The 23,711-nt window shown below is 61.3% G+C and carries 22 protein-coding genes; 10 read left to right on the forward strand and 12 right to left on the reverse strand.

The window, feature by feature from the left end; translation table 11 throughout:
• Nucleotides 1-25: 25 nt before the first annotated feature.
• The 5 genes from CO676_RS14195 to CO676_RS14220 form a co-directional block, all read right to left on the reverse strand.
• Nucleotides 26-820 carry a glycoside hydrolase family 16 protein gene (locus CO676_RS14195; RefSeq protein WP_041415000.1) on the reverse strand — a complete coding sequence of 265 codons (795 nt, stop codon included), beginning with the start codon at nucleotides 818-820 and terminating at the stop codon, nucleotides 26-28.
• An 815-nt stretch (nucleotides 821-1,635) separates the two neighbouring features.
• On the reverse strand, nucleotides 1,636-1,893 hold the full coding sequence (locus CO676_RS14205; protein WP_014762157.1) for a hypothetical protein: 258 nt from the start codon (nucleotides 1,891-1,893) through the stop codon (nucleotides 1,636-1,638).
• 38 nt (nucleotides 1,894-1,931) lie between these two features.
• The gene (locus tag CO676_RS14210; RefSeq protein WP_245424312.1) at nucleotides 1,932-2,375 is read right to left on the reverse strand and encodes a thermonuclease family protein; all 444 of its coding nucleotides are present in this window, start codon (nucleotides 2,373-2,375) and stop codon (nucleotides 1,932-1,934) included.
• Nucleotides 2,376-2,907: 532 nt separating this feature from the next.
• Nucleotides 2,908-3,933 carry a glycosyltransferase family 2 protein gene (locus CO676_RS14215; protein ID WP_097521527.1) on the reverse strand — a complete coding sequence of 342 codons (1,026 nt, stop codon included), beginning with the start codon at nucleotides 3,931-3,933 and terminating at the stop codon, nucleotides 2,908-2,910.
• A gap of 245 nt (nucleotides 3,934-4,178) precedes the next feature.
• Nucleotides 4,179-4,469 carry an exopolysaccharide production repressor protein gene (locus CO676_RS14220; protein WP_097521528.1) on the reverse strand — a complete coding sequence of 97 codons (291 nt, stop codon included), beginning with the start codon at nucleotides 4,467-4,469 and terminating at the stop codon, nucleotides 4,179-4,181.
• A gap of 777 nt (nucleotides 4,470-5,246) precedes the next feature.
• On the opposite strand from CO676_RS14220, the gene exoY reads away from it, so the two are divergent.
• Genes exoY through CO676_RS14240 form a run of 4 tightly spaced genes read left to right on the forward strand, consistent with a single transcriptional unit; the run spans nucleotide 5,247 to nucleotide 9,560 of the window.
• The gene (exoY, locus tag CO676_RS14225) at nucleotides 5,247-5,927 is read left to right on the forward strand and encodes an exopolysaccharide production protein ExoY (protein ID WP_097521529.1); all 681 of its coding nucleotides are present in this window, start codon (nucleotides 5,247-5,249) and stop codon (nucleotides 5,925-5,927) included.
• Nucleotides 5,928-5,981: 54 nt separating this feature from the next.
• Nucleotides 5,982-7,247 carry a polysaccharide biosynthesis/export family protein gene (locus CO676_RS14230; protein ID WP_097521530.1) on the forward strand — a complete coding sequence of 422 codons (1,266 nt, stop codon included), beginning with the start codon at nucleotides 5,982-5,984 and terminating at the stop codon, nucleotides 7,245-7,247.
• Nucleotides 7,248-7,251: 4 nt separating this feature from the next.
• Nucleotides 7,252-8,532 carry an O-antigen ligase gene (locus tag CO676_RS14235; protein WP_097521531.1) on the forward strand — a complete coding sequence of 427 codons (1,281 nt, stop codon included), beginning with the start codon at nucleotides 7,252-7,254 and terminating at the stop codon, nucleotides 8,530-8,532.
• A gap of 20 nt (nucleotides 8,533-8,552) precedes the next feature.
• Nucleotides 8,553-9,560 (forward strand): acyltransferase, encoded by a 1,008-nt coding sequence (locus CO676_RS14240; RefSeq protein WP_097521532.1) that lies wholly within the window; start codon nucleotides 8,553-8,555, stop codon nucleotides 9,558-9,560.
• Nucleotides 9,561-9,679: 119 nt separating this feature from the next.
• On the opposite strand, the gene galE is transcribed toward CO676_RS14240, so the two are convergent.
• On the reverse strand, nucleotides 9,680-10,660 hold the full coding sequence (gene galE, locus CO676_RS14245) for a UDP-glucose 4-epimerase GalE (protein WP_097521533.1): 981 nt from the start codon (nucleotides 10,658-10,660) through the stop codon (nucleotides 9,680-9,682).
• A 503-nt stretch (nucleotides 10,661-11,163) separates the two neighbouring features.
• Here galE and CO676_RS14250 point away from each other — a divergent pair.
• Nucleotides 11,164-12,978: an ABC transporter ATP-binding protein gene (locus CO676_RS14250; RefSeq protein ID WP_097521534.1), complete on the forward strand. Its 1,815-nt coding sequence runs from the start codon at nucleotides 11,164-11,166 to the stop codon at nucleotides 12,976-12,978.
• 220 nt (nucleotides 12,979-13,198) lie between these two features.
• Here CO676_RS14250 and CO676_RS14255 read toward each other — a convergent pair whose 3' ends face one another.
• The gene (locus tag CO676_RS14255; protein ID WP_245424313.1) at nucleotides 13,199-14,785 is read right to left on the reverse strand and encodes a glycosyltransferase family 39 protein; all 1,587 of its coding nucleotides are present in this window, start codon (nucleotides 14,783-14,785) and stop codon (nucleotides 13,199-13,201) included.
• A gap of 357 nt (nucleotides 14,786-15,142) precedes the next feature.
• Between CO676_RS14255 and queC the strand changes: the two genes are divergently transcribed.
• The 3 genes from queC to queE are packed head-to-tail and all read left to right on the forward strand — an operon-like array spanning nucleotide 15,143 to nucleotide 16,943.
• Entirely contained in the window at nucleotides 15,143-15,853 is a 711-nt protein-coding gene (gene queC, locus CO676_RS14260) for a 7-cyano-7-deazaguanine synthase QueC (protein WP_097521536.1), read from the forward strand.
• Nucleotides 15,853-16,209: a 6-carboxytetrahydropterin synthase QueD gene (queD, locus tag CO676_RS14265; RefSeq protein WP_014762144.1), complete on the forward strand. Its 357-nt coding sequence runs from the start codon at nucleotides 15,853-15,855 to the stop codon at nucleotides 16,207-16,209. Before queC ends, queD begins: the two co-directional genes overlap by 1 nt.
• Nucleotides 16,206-16,943, forward strand: coding sequence for a 7-carboxy-7-deazaguanine synthase QueE (gene queE / locus CO676_RS14270; RefSeq protein WP_097521537.1), 738 nt, complete (start codon nucleotides 16,206-16,208; stop codon nucleotides 16,941-16,943). The genes queD and queE overlap by 4 nt, the downstream gene beginning before the upstream one ends.
• A gap of 10 nt (nucleotides 16,944-16,953) precedes the next feature.
• Here the strand turns inward: queE and CO676_RS14275 are convergent, their stop codons facing one another.
• Nucleotides 16,954-18,774 (reverse strand): ABC transporter ATP-binding protein/permease, encoded by a 1,821-nt coding sequence (locus CO676_RS14275; protein WP_097521538.1) that lies wholly within the window; start codon nucleotides 18,772-18,774, stop codon nucleotides 16,954-16,956.
• 567 nt (nucleotides 18,775-19,341) lie between these two features.
• Here CO676_RS14275 and CO676_RS14280 point away from each other — a divergent pair.
• Nucleotides 19,342-19,590, forward strand: coding sequence for a helix-turn-helix transcriptional regulator (locus tag CO676_RS14280; protein WP_097521539.1), 249 nt, complete (start codon nucleotides 19,342-19,344; stop codon nucleotides 19,588-19,590).
• 178 nt (nucleotides 19,591-19,768) lie between these two features.
• Here CO676_RS14280 and CO676_RS14285 read toward each other — a convergent pair whose 3' ends face one another.
• The 3 genes from CO676_RS14285 to CO676_RS14295 all read right to left on the reverse strand — a co-directional run bounded on the left by CO676_RS14285 (nucleotide 19,769) and on the right by CO676_RS14295 (nucleotide 21,788).
• Entirely contained in the window at nucleotides 19,769-20,626 is an 858-nt protein-coding gene (locus CO676_RS14285; protein WP_097521540.1) for a sigma-70 family RNA polymerase sigma factor, read from the reverse strand.
• Nucleotides 20,626-21,096 carry a carboxymuconolactone decarboxylase family protein gene (locus CO676_RS14290; protein ID WP_097521541.1) on the reverse strand — a complete coding sequence of 157 codons (471 nt, stop codon included), beginning with the start codon at nucleotides 21,094-21,096 and terminating at the stop codon, nucleotides 20,626-20,628. Before CO676_RS14290 ends, CO676_RS14285 begins: the two co-directional genes overlap by 1 nt.
• Before the next feature lie 221 nt (nucleotides 21,097-21,317).
• Entirely contained in the window at nucleotides 21,318-21,788 is a 471-nt protein-coding gene (locus tag CO676_RS14295; RefSeq protein ID WP_097521542.1) for a cupin domain-containing protein, read from the reverse strand.
• A gap of 381 nt (nucleotides 21,789-22,169) precedes the next feature.
• Between CO676_RS14295 and CO676_RS14300 the strand changes: the two genes are divergently transcribed.
• A complete protein-coding gene (locus tag CO676_RS14300) occupies nucleotides 22,170-22,658 on the forward strand; it encodes an Rrf2 family transcriptional regulator (protein WP_097521543.1) in 489 nt (162 codons plus the stop codon).
• Here CO676_RS14300 and CO676_RS14305 read toward each other — a convergent pair.
• Complete coding sequence (locus CO676_RS14305; protein WP_097521544.1) at nucleotides 22,641-23,666, reverse strand: mechanosensitive ion channel family protein; 1,026 nt, start codon at nucleotides 23,664-23,666, stop codon at nucleotides 22,641-22,643. The two genes, CO676_RS14300 and CO676_RS14305, sit on opposite strands and share 18 nt — an antisense overlap.
• Between the last annotated feature and the right edge of the window lie 45 nt (nucleotides 23,667-23,711).

Consider the following 23,711-nt stretch of genomic DNA (forward strand, 5'->3'; position numbering starts at 1 on the left):
AAATGGTCAATTGCTCAGATTGCGGTCAATCCAGTCGGCAGGCGACCGACTCGGCGAACTGGCACTCGTCGCCAGGGGCCGTGAAGGCGACCCGATCGACCTGGAGCTTGGTAGGCTCCTTGTAGGAGAAGGTGCCCATCCAATCGCTGAGCGTGTCCGTTCCCCACAGGCTGAAAAAGATTTTTTGCGCGTTGGGTGGTATCTTGGCGGGATCGTTGACTTCGTGGACCAACTCGCCGTTGATGTAGTAGCGTAGCCGGTCCTTCTCCCAGACGAAGGCATAGTCGTTGAAGCCCTGGTTGGCGCCGCCCGGCACATCGGCCAGAAACTCGTTGCCACCCTTCGCCGACACATACTGGTTGATCTGCACTTTCGCGGTATTCTTGCCGAGCACCTCGAAATCGATCTCGTCATGCGGCTTCTTGTCGGTCGGGCCGATATAGGTGAAGAAGGCCGAGTTGAGGCCCGAACCGTCGGCCGCCTTGACCCTCGCCTCGTAAGTGCCGTAGCCGAAGCGCTTGCGCGTCTGGATCTCGCCGCAGGCGAAATTGCGCTTGCCTTCCTTGCGCTCCTCGAAGCCCAGTTCGAGTATCCCGTCGACGACCTTCACCTGCTTCTTCGACCAGGTGCAGTTCTGATGGGCGCCGTTGTCCCATCCATCCGAGACGTACCAGATCTTGCTGTCCAGCTTGTCGAAGTCATCCATGAAGGAGGCACCGTTGGCACCCTCCTGCGCCGTAGCGCTGCTCACGCTGCAAGTGAGGGGAAGTGCCGTGACGAGGGCGAGGCACCACAGGCGCCCATAGTGGTCGGATTTCATTGTCTTGCTGCCTTTGCTGCGAATTCGGTCCGGGGGGATCATCAAGGCCCGAGCGAGGCTCGACTGAGGATTGTGGAGACGGCGCGCGAATGCGGCGCCCCAGAGCAGCGCAACGCGCACGAGGTCGATCTGCGTCGAGACATAAGCGCCCATACTTACGATATCGGTCACTCCTATCGGGCGGCGCTTCGCAGCGCCGTTTCAACGGAGCAAACTTAAGCTCACGGCGAATAAACTAGGGCATTTGCAAAGAGAAAATATGGCGGTGCAGCAGAAAATTGAGGGAAGCCATGCTGCACCGCACCCAAGCGGCGAAGTTTTCGACAACGAGCCCGCATCTGCATGCGGCGGCCATTCAGGATAAATCCCTGTTTCCTCGCATGTTGCGAAAAGTGTGCCCCGCAAAATTTGGGGGCAATTACCGGTTGTGTGGAGAGGCTGTGAATTTTCCTAAACGGACAAGGTTTTCCCGGTGTGGAACCGGCCTTTCGGCAACTGCCAAGGGGAAATGCGGCAAGGATGAGGCGAGGCTTTCCTGTCGGGGCTGCTGCGACACGAGATAAATCGATTCGCATTCTCGACTGCTTGTCGAACAGAAAGCCCGGCGCGTGGAGGCCTTCCTGCGGCAACGCCGAGCGCGCCACGGCCCATCCGAGGTTGGAAAGCCCCTAAAATGTTACTGGAAATATTCCGCGCCTACGGCAATAGTGGCTGCATACTTTACTGCTTTCAGTACCAAGCAAGCCCGCCGCGCGATCGGCGGGTTTTTTGCGAACACGTGAAATCGTCTCGCCGGAGACGATTTTTCGACCGGCCTATTCGTCCTTGGGCCTGGCCGAGATCGTGTGGGGATTGCTCTCCCGGAGGGGCTTCTTCAGTTCGTCGAGTTCAGCCTGACGCTCTGCCGCGACGATCGGTTCTTTCGATTTAAGAGAAGGCTTCAGGATTGCTGCCAGCAGGCCTACCGGGCCCAGAACGCAACCGATCAGCAGCCAAAGAAGACTGTGTCCACCCCTAACCGCAGCGACGACCGCGGTCGCGATGGCGCATAATACCCAGAACTCGACGATCATTGACTCTCACTTGCCACCTAGCGAGGAAAACCCTCGGTTTACTCTTCCGCAACGCTCCGGGATCCGTCTATTCTGGGTTGCCCTCTCCACATTCCGGCTCGGAGCGATCGTGCCATTTCCTGTGCGCCGGCGTACAGCCCTCTGTCGTGGTTTTCACGATTTATTGCATGGCCGGATTCAACCAGCCAGCGGTTGACGTCTCTCCCGTCCGCTCGGAAGCATGTGCCGAGATAACGACCGTGACGGTCGCGGCCGGCGAATTCGCAGCGGGTGGGGCGGGATGCCGATAGAAATGCGTCCAGAGCCAGCGACGATTCCTTGCCGCACCGATAGTCTGCTCCGGTTTCGTCGAGGCAGAACTGCCAATCTTCCGGTGCATCCACCCCGTAAAGTTGGATGCGCTCGCCTGCAATTTCAATAGTATCGCCATCAATGACGAAGGCGTCGCCGATGATCGACCCCGCCCCTGCGGCATCGCCCATCGTGCTCAGCAGAACAAGGGCTATCGTACCCGGCCTCGTCGGAAACGACGGCGACACCCCTCCCGCTTGCGGGCGGGAGCGTCCTCGGGTGAGGGTCTTTGCGGCCATCCGACTGCCGACCATGCGTCCATCCAGCCCCTGTTCTGGGCATGAACTTAGCTCAGGCGGATTGCGGTTCGCATCCTTGAAAAACTAGGGGAAGGCGCTCGAGACCAGTGGATATTCGCAGTAGCCGCTGAAGGGGCGTCAGCCCCTTCAGTTCCGTTCGGCAAATCATCCCACGGGGTTTGCGATCAAAAGACGAACATGTAGAGCAAGACGATGACAATCAGGGGAACACCCATCAGCCAGAGAACGATGCCTTTCATTTCGATATCCCGGTTGTTGTTGACCATGCCGGGGTAACGCTGCGCGCAGAAAAGCGTTCCTGCTGCCCGCCGGCGCAACAGGATCGGTCGGATCGCGGCGACGCGGAGGGGTGAGAGTCGCGAGCTGCCGACCCGCGGCCTTTTCCCGCTTCCACAGTTGTGCGTTATTCCGCTCGATCCAACGCAAGGCCGTCGAGGAGGTAGCGGACATCGCCCGTTCCGCCGAGCGCCACCGGAGCGGGCGACCGGTTACGTCGAAGGTGCTCGGTCTTGTCGCCGACGATTCCGCCGACGATCGCGGGGAGGGCGCCCGGGTGTGCCAGGGCATAGGCGAATGCACTGGCGATTCCCTGATTGCGCTTGAGATCCAGGAAGTGCCGCAACTCGTAGCGGCCGCGAATGTGGCGTTCATGCCGCCGCATCGCTGCGGCGGCGTTGCCGCTCAAGTGGGCCTCGGCGAGAATGGCGCGATCGGCTTCATAGAGACGCCGCAAGTCGATCGTTCGGTGCTTGCCGCTTAAGGAATCGCCCCGCACCACCGCCGCATAACCGCAGCTATGGATGATCTTGTAGCGCGCGCCGCGCGCGAGCGCCCTGGCATAGAGGTCGAAGTCCTCGCCCAGGCGCAATGTCTCATTATAGCGGAGGTCGAATTCGTCCAGGAACGAACGCCGCATGAGCGGCTTCAGGAAGCCGATTTCGCCACGCCGTACGCCGCGCCGGGATATATTGCCTTCAACAAAACCGACGAGGTCGAGAAGGCGAGGGCTGGGCGCGAAGCGGTCGATCTTCCGCTCTGCGCCGGTCGCCTGCCCAGCATCGATGAAAGCAATGTTGTCGGCCATGAAATCCCAGTCGTCCTGCCCAAGCAATTGGCGCATCCGCCCCGGGAAGAAGAAGTCGTCCGCATCCAGGACACCGAGAAGCGGAGATTTGGAGACAGCGATCGCGTGGTTGCGGGCTGCGGCCGGTCCGCGGTTCTCTTCGAAGCGGACGACATTCAAACGTCCGCTGCCATCGGCTGAGGCGCGAGCGACGGCTGCGGTATCATCGGTAGAGCCGTCGTCGATAACGACGAGTTCGGCGACTTCCGGTTCGGCGAGCGCAGAGACGATGGCCCTGGCGATCGTGTCGGCGGCGTTCTTGGCGGCAATGATAATGCAGACATTCGTCGGCGCGGCTGCGGTCATATAAGGGCCTCCAGCAAGTCATCGGATGCGTCTTGTTGCGCGGGTCCTGCCGCATGGTTTCCTTCGATGGGAGCCGATCTGAGGAAAAAACATGCAGCGATTCAATGTGCCCCAGCGACCTTGTGCGCCTGGAAGAACGCATGGTGCCGGAGCGGGCACGCGGGAACATGCATCGCGATCATGTCGCAAACGCGTCAAAGGGCAAGAATTTTTCGCAGGTGCGAAAAGGGCCGAGAGATCCTCGGTCAGGAATTGAAGTGGGGCGGACGGTTCAGCCGGCGCAGAGAAATTTTGCTCGCCTGCTTTTCGTCATTCATTGAATCTGCCGGTAGTTTGCCGAGGGGTAACTTTCGGCGCTCGCGCGCCTCTCTCCACACCAGGAAAAGCACGGCGAGAAAATATCCGACCTGTATCAGAACGGCACAAAGCAGCGTCTGGATGGCCGTGGAGGCGAGCGACCCGGTAAGGAAATAGGTTGCGATGGCAAACGCCGCCAACGCGCCGAACATGCTCAAGACGAAGCGTGGTGCAAACATTGCCTACCCCGCTTTCTGGTTTTCTGATGGAACCGTCATCGCACTCCCGCCCTCGCTCCTGTTTCTCACTATATTAGCGGTCGCTTGTCTCTTCAACCTGCAAAATGCAACTTTGTGGCTACGGTTCCTAACCGGAAAAGCTTTCCGTCATCTTTAGGTAGACGGAGCAATTCGAATGGGTCTGGGGGTTAACGATACAATCAGAGATATGTTCGACAGATTTAGGGGATTATTTTTCCGCGAAATCCGACGGTCAAGATGACTCGCTCCCGCGGCCCCTAAATTCACAGGGGAAAATGCGAACTCGTTCTGATTGTTGCAATTTTTGTCTTTGCCAGTGCCATTTTTCCCGATCAACTTTTGTTACAGGCGACCGGGCGGATGGTGGAGAATATGTGCGGTGCAATAAAATGATGCAATGCAACAAAAGCGAGGAATTTGGGGCGTGTCAAATCGTGCCCATAGATAGTCGTCGTCGTCGTGAGTGAAAAATTGATGCGTCAAATACAATACTTTAGGTATCGCAAATAATGGACGGGCGCCGATGTTTGAATGTGGTGATGCCACGTCAATCTATTTTAGGCGTGTTCTCCAATCCGTATCCTTAAGAATTGGTAATAGTGTCACAGCGGGACAGCCGCCAAGACGCCTTGCGGCACTGCGCATGGGTGCTGCCATCATTCCGCCTTCAAAAAACAAATTCTCACCATACACTCGCGCTAGATGACGCCCCGTCCCTCGGGACCGACAATCGCCAACGTAAATGGAGTCACCTCTATGAAGTCCGCGACTCGCTCGGCCAGTACGGCTTTTTTTATTCCCCAGGAGACCGGTGCGATCCGGCCGATCGGCGGGATATCCAAGCGAAGCTTCGACATTCTCACCGCCATTTTGGCACTCATCGCCCTCAGTCCGCTTTTCCTGCTTATCATGGCGCTGGTGAAGCTCTCGGATGGCGGCAGCATTTTCTACGGCCATCGCCGAATCGGCCATAACGGCCAGACCTTCAAGTGCCTCAAGTTCCGCACGATGATGGAAAATGGCGATCGGGTTCTGCAGGAGTTCTTGAAGTCGAACCCTGCCGCCTACGAAGAATGGCGCGCGACCCGCAAGCTGCAAGACGATCCGCGTGTCACCGTCGTCGGAAGCGTACTGCGCAAGCTCAGCCTTGATGAACTGCCCCAGCTCCTCAACATCATTCGTGGTGAAATGAGCATCGTCGGCCCGCGTCCAGTGGTCGAAGATGAGCTGGAGCTCTATGATTCGGCGGCGGAATTCTATCTGCGCTCGCGTCCTGGCCTGACCGGCCTTTGGCAGATCAGCGGCCGCAACGATGTGTCCTACGCCACCCGGGTGGCCTTCGATACGCATTATGTCCAGAACTGGTCACTCCTCGCCGACCTTGTCATCGTCTTCAAAACTATCCCCGCCGTCTGCCTCTCCCGCGGCAGCTACTGAAACCCTTGACGCCCGCTCGCGGTTGAGCACGACGTCAAGTAACGGGTATTCCATATGCAATTGATCAGAGTTCCTGGGGCGCCTGCTGGCTCCCGCAAGTTTTTCCATTTCGCCCGCCTCGCACTCTGCGCGGCGCTTTTCCTGTCCGGTGCGGCCATGGCCCGGGCGGACGACTATAGGCTCGGCGTCATGGACAAATTGCGGATCCGCGTTGCCGAATGGCAGACCGCCGAGGGGGCGGTCCGGGATTGGTCGGCTGTCAGTGGTGAATACACGGTAGGCGCCTCGGGCAACGTGTCGCTGCCTTTCGTCGGCGATCTGCAGGTTTCGGGCCGGACGACGACGGAGGTTGCGGAAGAGATCGGCATCAAGATGCAGAAGCTCTTCGGGCTTCGCGACCGGCCGACCGCCTCGGTCGAGATGGCACAGTACCGCCCGGTCTATCTTTACGGAGAGGTCGAAACTCCGGGCGAGTATCCTTACGCTCCCAATCTGACGGTCCTCAAGGCGATTAGCCTTGGCGGCGGGTTGCGTCGGGCCGAGAGCGGCCAGCGCTTTGCCCGCGACTATATTGCTGCGAATGGCGATTCCTCCGTCCAGGTCTCTGAGCGCAACCGGCTGCTCATCCGCCGAGCCCGCCTTCAGGCGGAAATCGCCAATCGCGACAAGATCACGCTGCCGGAGGAGCTCAAGAACGTTCCCGCGGTGGACAAGCTGCTCGAAAGCGAGACGGCGCTGATGGTATCGCGCGACAAGCGGCAGGAACGCCAGCTCGCCGCCCTGGCGGATCTCAAGTCCCTGCTGCAAAGCGAGATCGATTCGCTGGCAAAGAAGTCCGAAACGCAACAGCGCCAGTTCGAGCTCGCGACGGAGGACCTGGAGAAGGTCGACAGTCTTGCCGAGAAGGGCCTGGCCCTGAGCCAGCGCAAGCTCTCCCTCGAACAGCGGGTTGCGGACGTGCAGTCGCAGCTTCTCGACATCGATACCACCTCGCTCAAGGCAAAGCAGGACATCAGCAAGGCGACACAGGACGAATCCAATTTGCGCAATGACTGGGATGCGCAACTCGCCCAGGAACTGCAGAACACCGAGGCCGAGCTCGACACGCTCACGCTGAAGCTCGGCACCAGCCGGGACCTGATGACCGAGGCGCTTATGCAATCGGCCGAGGCGGCGCAGCTGGATGAGCAGGCTGAGAACATCACCTATTCGATCATCCGCGAACAGGACGGAAAGTCGACGGAGATCGCGGCGACCGAGACCACGCCGGTGCTTCCCGGTGACGTGATCAAGGTCAATGCCGCAGTTGCGATGCGGTGAGTGCATGAGGATCCGGAAGGCGAGCCTCATAGATCCTGACGCGAACGGGCTTTACGGCACCGCGGCCGTTGCCCTTTCGCTGTTCGTCTTCGCCTACTCGACCCGGTTCGGGCCGGTTTCCGTCCTTCTCTATTACGGCCTGTGGCTGCCGCTCGTTCTCGTCGATTACCGGAGAGTGCTGGGCAATTACGGCAAGTGTCTCTGGATATTCGCCTTTGTGATCCTTGCCTGCCTTTCGATGTTCTGGTCGGCCGCGCCCGGCGTGACGCTGCGCACCGGAATCCAGTATTTGAGCCATATTGTCTGCGCGCTCATTGCCATGCGGGTGATCGACATCCGCACGCTTTGCCGCGGTGCCATTGCGGGCGTCGCCATCGTGCTCGTCTACTCGCTGCTTTTCGGCGTCTACCACTACGACCCGCTCGACGGCACGTTCAGCTTCGTCGGCGCATTCGCTTCCAAGAACCAGTTGGGTTTCTATGCCTCGCTCGGCATCTATTTCGCCGTCATGGCTATCTTCGTCCTGGGCGAACGAGGCGTTTGGCGGGCGGCCGCGGCGGGCGCGGGAGCGACTGCCGCCTATTCGCTGCTTGCCTCGCAATCGGCCACGTCGGTGCTGACGACGGTCGTGATCCTTGGGCTCTGCGTCGGCATGCGGGCGATCACCGCGCTCAGGCCCGCGAGCCGAAAAGGTCTCTTCGTCGGCCTGGCGGCGTTCGGCAGCATTGCCGCCGTGGCACTGATCTATGCCGGTGCCACCGATCTCGTCCTTGGCGCATTCGGCAAGGATTCGACGCTCACCGGACGCACCTATCTGTGGCAGCAAGGTATCGAAGCGGCACAGGCTTCCCCTATCTTCGGCATCGGCTATCAGGCCTATTGGGTGCAGGGATTTTCCGAAGCGGAGCGCCTGTGGGAAGAGTTCTACATCACTGCGCGCTCCGGCTTCCACTTCCACAACACCTATATTGAGGCCGCCGTCGAAACGGGATTGGTTGGGCTCCTTCTGCTCACCATGTTGCTGCTCACGGCGGTGTTCGGGCAATTGAAGCGCCTGCTGTCCGAAGATCGTGATGCGGAAGCCATGGTGCTGTTCGGCATCGCGATGCTGCTTTTCATTCGCTCCTTTGTCGAGATCGACGTGATGAACCCGTACCATGTCGGGTCGTTCCTGCTGTATTTCAACGCAGGGAAATTGACGATCGCACGCCGCCGACAGGCGGTGGCCTGGCTTTGGCCAGGCGACGGGCATGCGGCGGCCTATCGGCCGCGGCTCAGCATGTGATATCACGGTCAGAGGGGGCGATGGGAACGATCCGGGCGATCCAGTATCTTCGGGCGGCGGCAGCGCTCGCGGTCGTGATCTTTCATGCCGCAGAGAAGACCGGCCACCATTTTGCCATCGGTGCGGCCGGCGTTGACGTCTTCTTCGTCATTAGTGGCTTCATCATGTGGGTCATCAGCGATCGACGGCCTGCGACCCCGGCGAAATTCATGTGGGAGCGCATCCGCCGCATCGTCCCCGTCTACTGGTTTGCGACAGCCGTGATGGTTGCCGGCGCGCTGGCAGGGCTTTTTCCCAGCATGGTGCTGACCGTCGACCATGTCCTGGCGTCGCTGTTCTTCATCCCGGCCCGTTCGCCGAGCAGCGGCGAGATCTGGCCGGTGCTCGTGCAGGGCTGGACGCTGAATTTCGAGATGCTTTTCTATGGCGTGTTCGCCGTCTCTCTGCTGCTGCCGCGCCAATGGCGCCTGCCGGCCATAGCCGGTCTGTTCGTGGCGCTGGCGGCGATCGGACTGCTTGTGCCCGTCGAGAATGCCCTGTGGCTGACGTACACGCGGCTGATCATCCTCGAATTCGTCGCCGGCATGATCCTCGGCGAGTTCTGGCTGAGACGGAGGGTCCCCGGGGCCGTGATCGGTTCTTTCTTGATCGCCTGCTCTGTTGGCGGCTTCGCACTGATCGGATCCCTTCATCTTCCCTTCGATGAACGGACGACCGGGCCGCTGGCGGTCCTGCTGGTTCTAGGAGCGCTGTCGATCGAGGCAAGCGGCCGGGTGCCGATGCTGAACCTGCCGAGCCTGCTCGGCAACGCTTCCTATTCGATCTATCTGTGGCACAGCTTCGCGATCTCGGTCGTCGCCAAAGCAGCGAACATGCTCGGCATCCACCCGGCAATTTCGATGTCCCTCGGGATCGTGGCGGGGACGCTTCTCGGTATCGCGGCCTATTTGTTTCTCGAGCGCCCGCTGCTTCAGCGAGGGCGGACGCCGCCTCCAGCAGTCGCTGTCGCCGGGCCTGCTGCCGAATAGATCCGGATTTTGGTCGGATCAATCAAAATCCGGATCCATTCCAAGAAGTTAGAGCGGGATGCGGGCGGAAAACCGCACACACTTTTCCTCATCCCGCTTTATGCCCGGCGAGTCGGCGCTCAACCGTTTCGGCGCGAATGCCAGTTCCAGGCCGACTCGGTAATTGCCGCCAGGTCGTATTGCGGCTCCCAGCCGAGCACTTGTCGGGCCTTGTCGTTGTTGGCGACGAGCGTCGTCGAGTCGCCCTCGCGGCGTCCGACATAGCCAACTTCGAACGGTCGCTTGGAGACCTTTTCGATGGCCGCGAGCAATTCTTTCACGGTTGTCCCCGTGCCGGTGCCGAGATTGAGTTCGACGCTGTCGCCTCCCTCGAGCAGGTAGTCGACGGCGCGCACATGCGCGTCGGCGAGGTCGAGGACGTGGATGTAGTCGCGCACGCAGGTACCGTCGCGCGTCTCATAGTCCGTTCCGAAGACCTTGAACCCTTCGCGTCGCCCGAGCGCCGCGTCGATCGCCAGCGGGATCGCGTGGGTCTCCGGCTCATGCCATTCGCCGATGCGGCCTTCGAAATCGGCGCCGGCGGCGTTGAAATAGCGCAGGATCACCGACCGCAAGCCCTTGTAGAGGCCGTAATCCTTGAGCGCCTGCTCGCAGACCCACTTGGTCCGACCATAGGGATTGATCGGAGCCTGCTTGTGCGTTTCGTCCATAGGTACGCTGTCGGGCAGGCCATAGGTGGCGCAGGTGGACGAGAAGACGAAAGCTTCGATGCCGGCGGCAAGCGTTGCCGACAGCAGGGTCAGCGTACCGATGACGTTGTTGTCGTAGAAGGCGACCGGATCCTTGACCGATTCGCCGACCTCGATCATGGCGGCAAAATGCAGGACGGCGCGGGGCTGATGGCGGGCCAGTACCTCGTCGAGGCGCCGCCGATCACGGATATCGCCTTTCTCCAGCACGCCCCACCGGACGAATTCCTCGTGGCCGTTGGAAAGGTTGTCGTAAACGACGGGGGTATAGCCCTTTTCGGCCAGTCGGAGGCAGGTGTGGGAGCCGATATAGCCGGCACCGCCGACGACGAGGATGTTGTTGTTCTGCACGGGGCAACCTCAGGGAATGACTTCAGAAAATGGAATGGAACGGCATTAGGCTTCGCAACCAATAGCGGCGATTTTCCAACACAGTGTGAAAGTTCTGCAAAAGATGGCGCTTCAGACAACGCCGAACGGTGGTTCGCTTCGCGATCGCATGGCAAAGGCGCCGCGCCTGTGGCAGACATGCAGCACTTTGCCGTGGCATGGCGACGAATGCAATATTGACGCTTGGCACGGAAGGCGACTTCAACTATAAGCGGTCCTCCAGCAATCAGAACAGGGAGGTTACGATGACAGGCTATTGCTTCTCCCTACGGGGCGGTCCACGATCCTGACCTCGTGAACGGAAGCGCCTGCGCTTCCTGATTGCATGACGGATCCCAGACCGTCCGGCCCCTCCTTTTTTTGGAGACGGCGCCGTTCCATCAATGTCGCACGCGCATTCTTCCCGGGCGGCATCCCTTGCTGATCAGATGTTGAGGCCGGTGCGTTGCCACCGGGCAAGTCATATGGCGTTTACTCGTTTTGCGGCGCGTGATCGCGCCTTCCGCAATGTTTTCCGTTTTTCCTGGGCGCACTGGAAGAAGCAGCCGGTGCGGCTTGCAGGCATTCTCGGCGTCGTGCTGCTGTCCACGCTGGCCGATGTGCTGACGCCGCTCTATTCCGGTCGGCTGGTCGATGCGGTGGTATCCGGTGCGGCCACCGATGCGATCGCCTGGAATGCCGCGGTCTCGGCTTTCCTGATCCTGCTGGTCCTGTCGCTCGGCGCCATCGTCCTGAGACATGCCGCCTTCATGAGCATCGTGCGCCTCACGCTCGTGATGATGTCCGACATCGCCGCCGGCGCCTTCCATCACATTCAGCGGCTTTCCAGCGACTGGCATGCCAACAGCTTCGCCGGTTCGACCGTGCGCAAGGTCACGCGCGGCATGTGGGCGCTGGACCTCTTCAACGATACGCTGCTCGTCGCCCTGTTCCCCTCGATCGTCATGCTCATCGGCTCGACGGCGTTGATGACCTGGCACTGGCCAATCATGGGCGCGATCGTCGGCCTTGGCTCCGTCCTCTTCATCGCGGTTACGCTGTCGCTCTCGCTCGGCTATGTCGCGCCGATGGCAAGCCTTGCCAATAGTTGGGACACGCGTCTTGGCGGCGCGCTCGCCGACGCGGTGAGCTGCAACGTTGTCGTCAAGGGCTTCGGGGCGGAGAAACGCGAGGACGCCCGACTCGCCCGGGTGCTGCGCAAGTGGGAAAACCGGACCGACCGCACCTGGTCGCGCGCGACACTCAATGGTACGGCGCAAGGCGCGATGCTCCTCGTCCTGCGCGCCGCGATCTTCGGTCTTGCGCTGATGCTCTGGGCCGAGGGCAAGGTCAGCGCCGGCGACATCACCTTCGTGCTCACCGCCTTCTTCATCCTACAGGGCTATCTGCGCGAGGTGGGCATGCACATCCGCAACCTGCAGCGTTCGGTGAACGACATGGAGGAGCTTGTTGCCATCCACGCCCAGCCGCTTGGGATCGAAGACCGCGCCGCTGCCCGGCCGATCCAGATCACCGACGGCAAGATCGAGTTCCGCAATGTGACCTTCCACTACGGAGCCCATCGGTCGCCCCTCTATGACGGGTTTTCGGTCATGATCCGCCCCGGCGAGCGGGTCGGCCTTGTCGGCCATTCCGGCTCCGGCAAGACGACGTTCGTCAAGCTGATCCAGCGGCTCCACGACGTGAAGTCGGGCGAGATCCGCATCGACGCGCAGGATATTGCCGGCGTCACGCAGGCCTCGCTGCGCCAGCAGATCGCCATCGTCCAGCAGGAGCCGGTGCTGTTTCACCGCTCGCTCGCCGAGAACATCGCCTATGGGCGCCCCGGCGCGACGCAGCACGAGGTCGAGGAGGCCGCACGTCTTGCGAGCGCGCACGATTTCATTACGGCCCTACCGAAGAGCTATGCGACACTGGTGGGCGAACGCGGCGTCAAGCTTTCCGGCGGCGAGCGTCAGCGCGTCGCCATCGCCCGGGCTTTCCTGGCGGATGCGCCGATCCTGATCCTCGACGAGGCGACGTCGAGCCTCGATTCGGAATCCGAGGTACTGATCCAGAGGGCTATGGAACGGCTGATGACCGGCCGCACGACGCTGGTGATCGCGCATCGGCTGTCGACCGTGCGGGCACTCGACCGCCTGCTGGTCTTCGATCGGGGCCGCATCGCGGAGGAGGGCGATCACGACACGCTCATCCGCCTCAAGGGCGGCATCTACCGGAGCCTCTTCGAAAGGCAGGCACTGGAACTGACCAAGGGGCTCGTGCTCAGCGACGGCTGAGTGAGGCTCGTCGCAACCGCACCGCCGGCCGGGTAAGAGGAATTTTCTTGCGCCGCCGGCCATTCATACATGAAATGCCCCGACCGCTTAGAGCGACGTGGTTCCGGGGAAACCATCTCCACTTCTCCTGGAATTGCATCTTGGGTGAGGGGCCAAGTTAAGCCGCGGGTCGAACGTCGCAAGCTCGCGGCTGCAATTCGGTCGAAACCGGAGCCTTCCTTCAATTCGACGCGGCATCGACGCGAGGAGCCAGGCGGTAGATCAGCATCGTGTCGTCATCGACGACGCGCTCGGCAGTCCCGTCGAGATGGGCAATCAGCCCCGTGTTGTATTCGATGAGCTTGCGCCGCCGCATGTCGCGCGCATTTTTGGTGATGCCGAACCAGGTCGCCTTCTGGGCGCGCAGCGCCTCCAGCGCCCGGATCGCGTCCTCGTCCTTGATCAGCATCGACCAGTCGTTGTTGCCGCCGCCCGGCGGGAAAACCCAGCCGCGGCGGCGACTGTAATAGATCGCCACCGGATCGCCGATCGTGGGCGTGGCGGTGATGACGAGATCGCCGGGTTGGCTGAGTTCGCTGAGGCGTGTGCCGAGCTTGTAGCCGGAATCGGCATAGGGCGTCTTCATCAGCGTGAGCCCTGGGATGCTGCCGCCGATGATGACGACGGCTGCGATCGCCGCCAAGCGCAGCGCGCGCGACCGGATACCCCCCGCCTGCTCGCCCCCTATGCCGATCAACAGGATCAGCCCGCGCCCGGCAAGTGCGGCCATCGGCACGTTGAAGATATGGAAGTTCCAGGGATTGGTCTTGATCTCGCGCGCGGCGAAGAAATAGACGAGCGCCGCGCCGGCGAGCCAGACATGGAAGAACCAGGGCGCGCGGACGGGCGTCGGGTCATTCGCCGTCGGTGGTGCGGTCAAGAGCGCGATCCCCGCAAGCATCACTACGGGCAGGGTGAAGAGCCAGTTGCTGGCGATCTTCCAAGTTGCTGGAATGTAGAAGGCCTCGCTGAAGAACTTGGCGAGCCCATCGCTCCAGAGGTAGCCGCTGCCGGCGATGTGATAGGGCGGATAGTTGGTGCCGACATAGTGGGCCCAGCGATAGTAGCCGAGAATGAGCGCGCCGGCGATAAGTGCGACGGGCAGGATCTGCAGGATGCGGCGAAGGCTGAGCTTGCCTCTCCGGTGCAGGATGAGAAAGGTCGCATAGGTCATCGGCACGACGACCGCGATCCCCGGCAGCTTGGCGAGCACGCCGATGGTGGTGATCAGCCCGGCGGCAACGAGGAGCGGTAAGCGGTCGTTCTGCAGATAGGCCACATAGAGCCATGCGCCTGTTATCACCAGCGACAGCATCGCCGGGTCTGGTAGGAACGAGCGGTCGATCATCACCGAGCCGGGCATGATCGCCAGCAGGAAGGCGCCGGCATGGGAGTGGGCCGTGCCCCAGATGCGCTCGATCAGCCGGTGCAGTGCGTAGACGCCCCAGACGCCGAAGGCGATGGCGACGAGCCGCCCCAGCACCTCGTCCCAACCGAAGACGGCATAGAGCAGGGCGGTGATATAAGATATCACCTGAAGCTCGCGACCCTGATAGGCAGGCCCCGGCCCGGTCCAGCTCACCTCCGGAAAGAAGATGTTCCAGCTCCGCTGGAAGAAGTTGTCGGCCATCATCGCCGTGCTGGCCTCGCGCCAACTGAAGGCATCGACCAGTGGCTGCTGCACGTCATGCAAACGGAACAGGGCCGCCAGCACCAGGATCGCGGCAAGCACCACGCCATTGCTGGGCCTGAGACCTAAACCCGCCATATACCTCCCATACATCCGAACGACGCAGAAACTCGATGTGCGACAACGACCTTAACGTGCCTCGCGGACGTGGCGCGGCAGCGCCTGTGTCCATCGATCGAGGGCAACTATAGCCAAGCAATCGCTGATTGTCGCCTGTGTAGCAGAAGAACGAAGCGGCCTGGGGAAGGTCTTGGGTGTCGCCCAATATCACTGCACTCATTGGTGATCGTCCAATTCAGGGGAGCGGTGAGAACCTTTGTGTCTTCCCAAACAGACAAGAAGAAGAAGACCTTTCATTTGAGCATGAAAGGCTCTAAAAGGCAGCCAGGTAACACTCCGGTCGCAGCCTACCCGGTCAAAACAAGGACACCTGTCATGAAAACCATCGTAATCTGCTCCGGCGGATTGGATTCCGTTTCGCTTGCGCACAGGATCGCGGCGGAACATGAGCTTCTCGGCCTGCTGTCGTTCGACTACGGCCAGCGGCACCGCAAGGAACTCGACTTCGCCGCCGCCTGTGCCGAGCGCCTCGGCGTGCCGCACCAGATCATCGACATTCGCGAGATCGGCCGCCATCTGACCGGTTCGGCACTGACCGACGACGTCGATGTGCCGGACGGCCATTATGCGGAAGAGACGATGAAGGCGACGGTCGTGCCGAACCGCAACGCGATCATGCTGGCGATCGCCTTCGGCGTCGCGGCGGCCCGCAAGGCCGATGCGGTCGCCGCCGCCGTGCATGGCGGCGACCACTTCATCTATCCCGACTGTCGGCCGGGCTTCATCAATGCCTTCCAGACAATGCAGAATCATGCGCTGGAAGGATATGCCGACGTCACCCTCCACACGCCCTATGTCAACGTATCGAAGGCCGACATTGTCGCTGACGGCGCGAAACACGGCACGCCCTTTGCCGAGACCTGGTCCTGCTATAAAGGCGGCACGCGCCATTGCGGCCGCTGCGGCACCTGCGTTGAGCGGCGGGAAGCTTTTCACCTCGCCGGCGTCGCCGACCCGACAGAATATGAGGATTCGGATTTCTGGGTCGCGGCCACGCGCGCCTTCGCCGCCGAGGAGGTGAGCTGATGTTCCGCATCACCAAGGAATTCCACTTCTCCGCCTCGCACCAGTTGAAGAGCCTGCCGCCCGAGCATCAGTGCGCAAGGCTGCACGGGCACAACTATGTCGTCGAAGTGGAGCTTTCGGCCGCAACGCTCAACGAGCACGGCTTCGTGCGCGACTATCACGAGCTTGCCCCGCTGAAGCACTATATCGACGAGGCCTTCGATCACCGCCACCTGAACGACGTGCTCGGTCATGACCGGGTGACGGCGGAATGCCTGGCGCAGCATTTCTATGAATGGTGCAAGGCGCGGCTGCCGGAGACGACGGCGGTGCGGGTCAGCGAGACGGCGAAGACCTGGGCGGAATATCGGCCATGACCGGCAAGCGACCCGCCGAGATCCGCGTCAGCGAGATCTTCGGCCCGACGATCCAGGGCGAGGGCGCGCTGATCGGCCTGCCGACGGTATTCGTCCGCACCGGCGGCTGTGATTACCGCTGTTCCTGGTGCGACAGCCTCTACGCCGTCGACAGCGCGTATCGCGATGAGTGGCGGTCGATGACGACAGAAGAAGTCTGGAGCGAAGTCACCCGGCTTTCCGGAGGCATGCCTTTGACGGTGTCGCTTTCCGGCGGCAATCCGGCGATCCAGCCGTTCGGGGAGCTGATCGCCCGCGGTCATCGGGAAGGCTACCGTTTCGCCCTGGAGACACAAGGCTCGGTCGCCCGCGACTGGTTCGCCGAACTCGACATGCTGGTGTTGAGCCCGAAACCGCCCTCGAGCGGCATGGAGACGGATTGGGAGGCATTCGACGCCTGTCTTCGGATGGTTGGGGGCAAGCCGCAGACCGTGATTAAGATCGTCGTCTTCGACGAGGCCGATTACGCCTATGCACGGGCGGCGGCGGCCCGCCATCCGCAATTGCCGATTTATCTGCAGCCGGGCAATCACACACCGCCACCGCCGGATGACGATGATGCGCCGATCGACATCGAGGGCGTGACGGAGCGGATGCGCTGGCTGGTCGAGAAGGTCATCGCGGACAAGTGGTTCGTGGCGCACGTGCTGCCGCAACTGCACGTGCTGATCTGGGGCAACAGGCGCGGCGTGTAGCCGCGAGCAATCAAGGCGCGCTCGACCCCGCCATTTCCAGCTCTGGCACGCCTGCGTCGAGGCGGACCGGTTTCAACGCCGGGCCTTCGGCATCCTTGACGAGATGGATGACGCGTGAGAACAGCGCGCCATTGCGTGGCGTGCGGCCGATCTTGACGACTGCCGTTTCCTTGAGGTCGGTCTCGAAGATCGACAGCGCCAGCTTCAGTGCATCGCTGTCCATGGTCTCGAGCGCTTCATCGATGATCACCCAGCGCGGCCGTTGCAGGAGCAGCCGAGCGAAAGCCAAGAGGCGCTGATCGTCGTCGCTGAGTTCGCGCTCCCACCTGGCCTCGCGGTCGAGCGATGTCGCAAGATGGTCGAGACCGACTTTCGAGAGGGCGGCGACAATCTCCGAGTCGGCAAAGCCTTCGGGGCGAGGGTAGGCCAGCGCATTGCGCAGCCGGCCGCGCGGGAAATAGGGGTCGCGCGGTATGAAGGCGACGTCATCGTCGGCGGGCAGACCGACGCGTCCGCTGCCCCAAGGCCAGAGACCGGCAAGGGCCCGGAAGAGCAATGTCTTGCCCGCGCGTGGATCGCCGCTGATGATGACGCGCTGCCCGGCGGCGATCTCGATATGGGGCTCGGCGAGCCTCGTTCGTCCCGACGGCGAGACCACCTCGAGATTGTCGAATGTCAGGCTGCCTCTGTCGTTTTCGACGAATTCTATCCGCTTTTCCTTGTCGTGCAGGGTGTCCGCCACGATCAGCGCGCGGCGGAAGGCGGCGACGCGCAGCAGTGTTGCCCGCCAGTCGGTGATGGCACTGACATTGGCGACGAACCATTTGAGCGACGTGTGGACCTGGTTGAAGGCGCCGACCGCCATCATCAGACCGCCGAAGCTGATGTTCCCGGCGAAATAGACGGGCGCGGCGACGAGGATGGGCGCCACGACCGTGACCCAGCCATAGCCGTCCTGGACCCAGCCAAGGTTGATTTCGGCGCGGAATATGTTGCGCATGGCGCTGAGCACCGCGGCGAGATCGAGCTCCAGCCTCCGGCGCTCTCCCGCCTCACCGCCCGCAAGCGAAATGCCGTCGATATGCTCGTTGGCGTGCATCATCGAGAAGCGCAGATCGGCCTCCCGCGCATAGCGCTCGCCGTTCAAGTGGATCAGGGGGCGTCCGACCAGCCAGCTCAGCCAGGAGGCCGAGCCGGCGTAGAGGATCGCCGCCCAGACCATGTAGCCGGGAATCTCCAGGGACCTGTCGCCGATCTGGAAGGCGAAGCCGGCTGAGAGCGACCACAGGACGCCGACGAAGGAGATGAGCAAGATCGACGATTGCAGAAGGCCGAAGCCGAGGCTGGTAGTGAGATCGGCGAGGTGGCCGGCGTCCTCCTGCATTCGCTGATCGGGATTGACGCCGATTGTGCCCGCATTTGCGAGCCGAAAGGCGCGCCGCGGCCGCATCCATTGGCCGATCAGGTCCAATGTCAATCCTTCACGCAGCTTCAGGCGCACCATCTGGTTGAGCCACTGTTGGGTGACGTTGAACACCAGGAGAACGCCGGCAATGACGAGGAACAGCATGAGTTGATAGAAAAAGGCATTGAGGTCGCGCCGTTCGATCGCGTCGAAGAAGGGCCTGTACCAGCGGTTGAGGATGATCTGCCCGATCGCGGTGACGACGATGACGGTGAAGCTGCCGGCCGTCAGCCACAGGATCGGCTTCAGAAGCGGAGAGGCGACGAAGGCACGCCGCATCATGTCGAACTGCTGCCAGATGCTGCTGCCGTCTGGCGGTGCGGCCGGCGATCGGGGCGCGGTCTTCTTGCCGGGCGGTTTCTTCATCGTCAGTTCCTCCCTTCGAGGGGCACAGCCTGTCGGGCCTAACCCGACGGTCGGTACGCCGGACTGATCGGCAAGCACGACGCACCAACAGACGGTTCAGGGTTTTTGCGATCTCGGTCGGTCCTGCAGTGGACGCAGGCTCGCAGCGATACCGAATCAACGAGGTCAATGCCCCGCTCCAGGAGCGTCGGCAATTGCACATCCTGTAAAAGTCGGGACGGTCGGAGACTGCCGATCAAATGCCCGCATTCAGGGGCGGGCGGCAGCCCGTTCAAGGCAAAAATACGACTGAATATCCGTAGGTGCTGAAATGCAGCCAAATCAGTAACAACCATGCAGCCAGTTTACGGGCAACCGGCCCCCATGGAAACAGGTTTTGCTGCCTATTGGGGGTGCGCGGCATCGCTACTGTGATCGCCTTGGGAGCGCAATCGTAGCAGCACCGGTCATTTCGGCTTGTTCATGTTACAACATTGACATAAAACGTTACCGCTTGTCCCAAGGCGCGTGTCACCCGCACTCAACCGCGAATTCGCTAGAATTTGATGCCAAGAGAAGGAGACATTTATGTCCATTTCACCCTCCAGCATTGGCCATAGCGCCTCTGCCATACTCGGCGGCGATATCGCCGCTCGCGTCCGGGCCGCTCGTGAAGCCGTTGGCTACAGCATCGAGGATCTCGCCGTCACCTGTGGTCTCGCCAATGCTGAAATTAGCGAAATTGAAAGCGGCATGGATAACAGTCCGGCAAAACTGAAGCGAATCGCCATAGCCCTTCAGGTGCCGGTTTCGGATTTCCTGCCCGCCGAAATTTGATTTGAGTGACCGGCCGATGATATGCGTCGGCCGGGTCGCCCCCATGTTTCCCCGCAGTTCTTCTGAACTCGCCCCACAGCCTAAAACAATTCCAGGAAAAGTGTGTAACGGTTCTCCGTCGGGAATTGCGTAGGTCCAAAGGGTTAGATCACTTCATTCATTCAAACCATGAAATGATCTAGTGCAGGTGCCTGAGCTTGTCGGGGTTGCGCACTACATAGATCGCAGCGACTTTTCCATCCTCGATTTCGAGTGCCGTCGTCTGGAGTTCACCATCGGCTTCCAGCGTGACGAAACCGGGCAGTCCGTTGACAAAGCCGGCACGAACCAGTTTCGAGCCGTTCTTCTGAAACAGCGCCGCCAGATATTCGTGCACCTTCATTACCGCATCGAATCCGATGATCGGCTGAATGGCCGCCGCGCGCTTGCCGCCGCCGTCGGAATGGATGCTGACATCGGCCGCCAGCATGGCACCGAGCGCCTTCATATCGCCGTTGCGCGATGCGGTGAAGAATGCCTTGGCGAGCTCGATGCCACGCTCCTTCTCGACCCGGAAACGTGGTCGCGCCTCGCGGACATGGGTGCGCGCGCGGGTTGCGAGCTGCCGGCAGGCAGCCGGGTTGCGCTGGATGGTCGCCGCCACCTCTTCGAATGCCAGTCCGAACACGTCATGCAGCAGGAAGGCCGCGCGCTCGAGCGGCGAGAGGCGCTCCAGTGCCAGCATCAGCGGCAGGGTGACGTCTTGGTCTTCTTCTTCCTCGACGACGGGATCGGGTAGCCAGGGCCCCACATAAGTCTCGCGCTGGCGCCGTGCCAATTTCAGCTGATCGAGGCAGAGCCGAGTCACCGTACGACGCAGGAAGGCCTCCGGCTCTTGCACGGCAACGCGGTCGGCCCCCATCCAGCGGATGAAGGCCTCCTGCACAATGTCCTCGGCGTCGGCGACGGAGCCGAGCATACGATAGGCGACGCGCAGGAGCCTCGGACGCAACGGATCGAAGCTCAGTGCGGCATCTTCGTGCCCGGCGCCCGCCATCAGGCGACCGCCTTGGCGGCGGCCGCTGCCGCTGCCGGATCGACCCACAGACCGAAGCCGACCGCGATGCGGTTCCAGCCGTTGATGACATTGATCATCAGCGTGAGCTTCACCTGCTCCTCCTCCGTGAAATGAGCCTTCAGCCCCTGATAGGCTGTTTCGTGCGTATGTCCTTCCGACAGCCGCGTCAGGGCCTCTGTCCACTCGAGCGCGGCGCGTTCGCGATCCGTATAGCACGGCGCCTCGCGCCAGGCCGACAGCAGATAGATCCGCTGCTCGGTCTCGCCCTTCGCACGGGCTTCGGCCGTGTGCATGTTGATGCAGTTGGCGCAAGCATTGATCTGCGAGGCGCGGATCTTGACCAGTTCGATAAGCGTAGGCTCGAGGCTCGAAGCGACGGCCATCGATGTGCTCATCCAGTTCTTCATGAGGGAAGGGGCAGCGGCGAAAGGATCAAGTTTGGCGGTCATGGTGGCTTTCCTTTGTTGGTTACGACACCATGACGAGACAGGATCCGGCCAATGTGACATGCACGGCGATTTTTTCTCCGCTGGCTGCTCCCTCAGCAGCCTCGCAACGGTGACAGATCGTTCTTGCCGTCAGTTCCTTTGGCCGCGGGAAATGACGCACGGCGCTGTCATGCCGCGCCGCGCGCGGTGGCGGGGCAGTTGGCCTACCGTGCCGCCACCGGTTATTGCGACTTTTGAGGGTCGTCCGCCGGATTGACATATTTGATGCCCCACGGGCCATTGGTGGTAATTTGGACGACAGTCTCTTCGTCGAAGTAAGCGAAATGCGCCATGCCGGGCGGCAATGCGAAGAAACTGCCTGCAGGCAGTGCCTTGGCAGCGCTCCGATCGGCCGCTTCGCCCATTCCAAGTTTGATGGTCCCCGATATGACGGTGACCACTTCATCCGCAGGATGCGTGTGCGGTGCGACCGCATAGCCCGAAGGCACTTTGAGCCGAAGCGCAAACAAACCTTCCTTGGTGGGGTCGCCGAACAAGACCGCTGTTTCTGCTCCGGCAGGAAGCATTTTGGGGGCCGGAGTCCACTTGACGTCGTCGGGAGTGACCAGCGTGTGCGCATCCTCTGCCGAAGCAAAGGAGGCGATCCCGCAGAATCCGATCCAGCCGACTGCAACTAGAGATGCAATTCTCATGATGAACCTCCCTCTGTCTCGCCGAGCCTTCCACCTCGGCTGCGCGCTGGGGCAGGCTCGTGAAACGTTCAAGATAAGTCCGCAGACCTCGTCCAAGCAAGCGCTCCTCGGTCACCCCATCGACGCCGAACCGTCGCACGAAAGGACGTTCTGGGCGGAAAGGGCGGCGGCGGGTAGAGCCTTGAACTTTTGGACTTCAATGCCCCGTCATTTTCCGGGTGTCGCTTCATCAACGTCTCCGCTTTGCCTGGAGCGGATTTGCCGCTCAGCATGCGTGGATCGAATGCAACCTGTGACATTCATAACGCGTGTTTACACAATCGACAAATAGGGATATTTGATATCCGTAATAGCTGTTCCGCATGATCCGGTAATGCATCTATGATACTGAAAAGCCAAGTGGAATGGGCACTGCACTGCTGCGCTATCCTCGCCGGCCTGCCCGAGGGCCGCTATCTGTCGACCAAGGCGCTTGCCGAGTTTCATGGTGTGCCGAAGGAATATCTGTCCAAGGCTCTGCAGAGCCTGTCGCAGGCGGGGCTTGTCCATACGACGCTGGGTCCCTCGGGTGGCTATCGCCTGGCCAGGACACCGGCCGAGCTGACATTCCTCGATATCGTCGAGGCGGTGGAGGGCAACGCACGCACCTTCGTCTGCAACAATATCCGGGCAAACAACCCGTGCCGCCCGCAAGACTATTGCGAAAGCGCGCCTTGCGCGGTGGCGCGTGTGATGTGGGAGGCCGACGAAGCATGGCGCGAAAAGCTCCGCAGCGTCCGGCTTTCCGATCTTGCCGAAACTTTGGCGAAGGAGATTCCGGCGGAGCTTTGGAAAAGCAGCTTCGAATGGGTGTTAGAGCGTGCCGGATGAGCGTGAATGCATGGCCGCCTGCGGCTGTTTGCCGGGGCCAGTAAGCGCGTAGAGATAACTCTGGGGCGGCATTGCAAACGAGAGACCGCTCTCCTTGCAGTGACGATCCACCCGATCGATCACTTCATTTCTCGCCGGCGTCCGGTTGGCCGGGCCGACCACGCGAAACAGGAGCTCCGCCTCGATCGCCACCGCATCGATCGCCTTGAGACCGACGCTTGGCGGTGGATCCTGGACGATCCGCTCGCAGCCTTCTAGCGCGGTTCGCAGGACCTCCTCGACAAAGTGCGGCATATGCGTTGCCGCGATACGAACGATCACGAAGACCTGATGTGTCTCGTCGGGACGACTGAGGTTGGTCAGCCCAACCTTTGCCAGTACGCTGTTCGGCAGGACCACGACGTTGTTAGCGAGCGTGAGCAGATGCGTGGAGCGCCAGTTGTTTTCGACGACACGTCCTTCGGTGCCGTCGTCGAGCTGGATCCAGTCGCCGATGGCGAAGGGCCGCCCAAGCGTGAGCGCTACGCCCGAGAACAGGTCGCCAAGCGTGTTCTGCAGCGCAAGGCCCAAAATAATGGCGACCACGCCGGAGGTTGCGGTCAGCGTGCCGATGGGCGCACCGAAGACGAAGCCCATGATCGACAGCGCCACACCCAGATAGACGACGCCAATGATCAGATCCTGAAACAGACGCGCTTCCCTCGGGCGTCGGTCCAGAACGATGTAGATGCGCACAAATCCGATGGTCGCCCAAGCGAGATGCGTCCACCAGAGGACCCTTGCAGACATTGCGAGAAATGCTGCCAACCCGCTCAGATGTGTCTCGTCCACCCGGTGCGGCAGGATTCCGCTGAAGCCGAGTATGGCGGTCATGGCGGCAAAGAACAGGATCTGGACGATCAACCGGGCGGTCGGGCGGCCGCGCCCCTGCAGATGCCAAACGATGATGCCGGCAATCCCAAGAAGGTTGATCAGGAGGAAGGGCAGCGAAAGTTGATCGGCGATCATGGCAGGGCTCGCTGGCAATGGTTTCTCGTTCCGTTGGCTACTCGT

Source organism: Sinorhizobium sp. BJ1 (assembly GCF_002531555.1).
Lineage (GTDB): Bacteria > Pseudomonadota > Alphaproteobacteria > Rhizobiales > Rhizobiaceae > Sinorhizobium > Sinorhizobium fredii_B.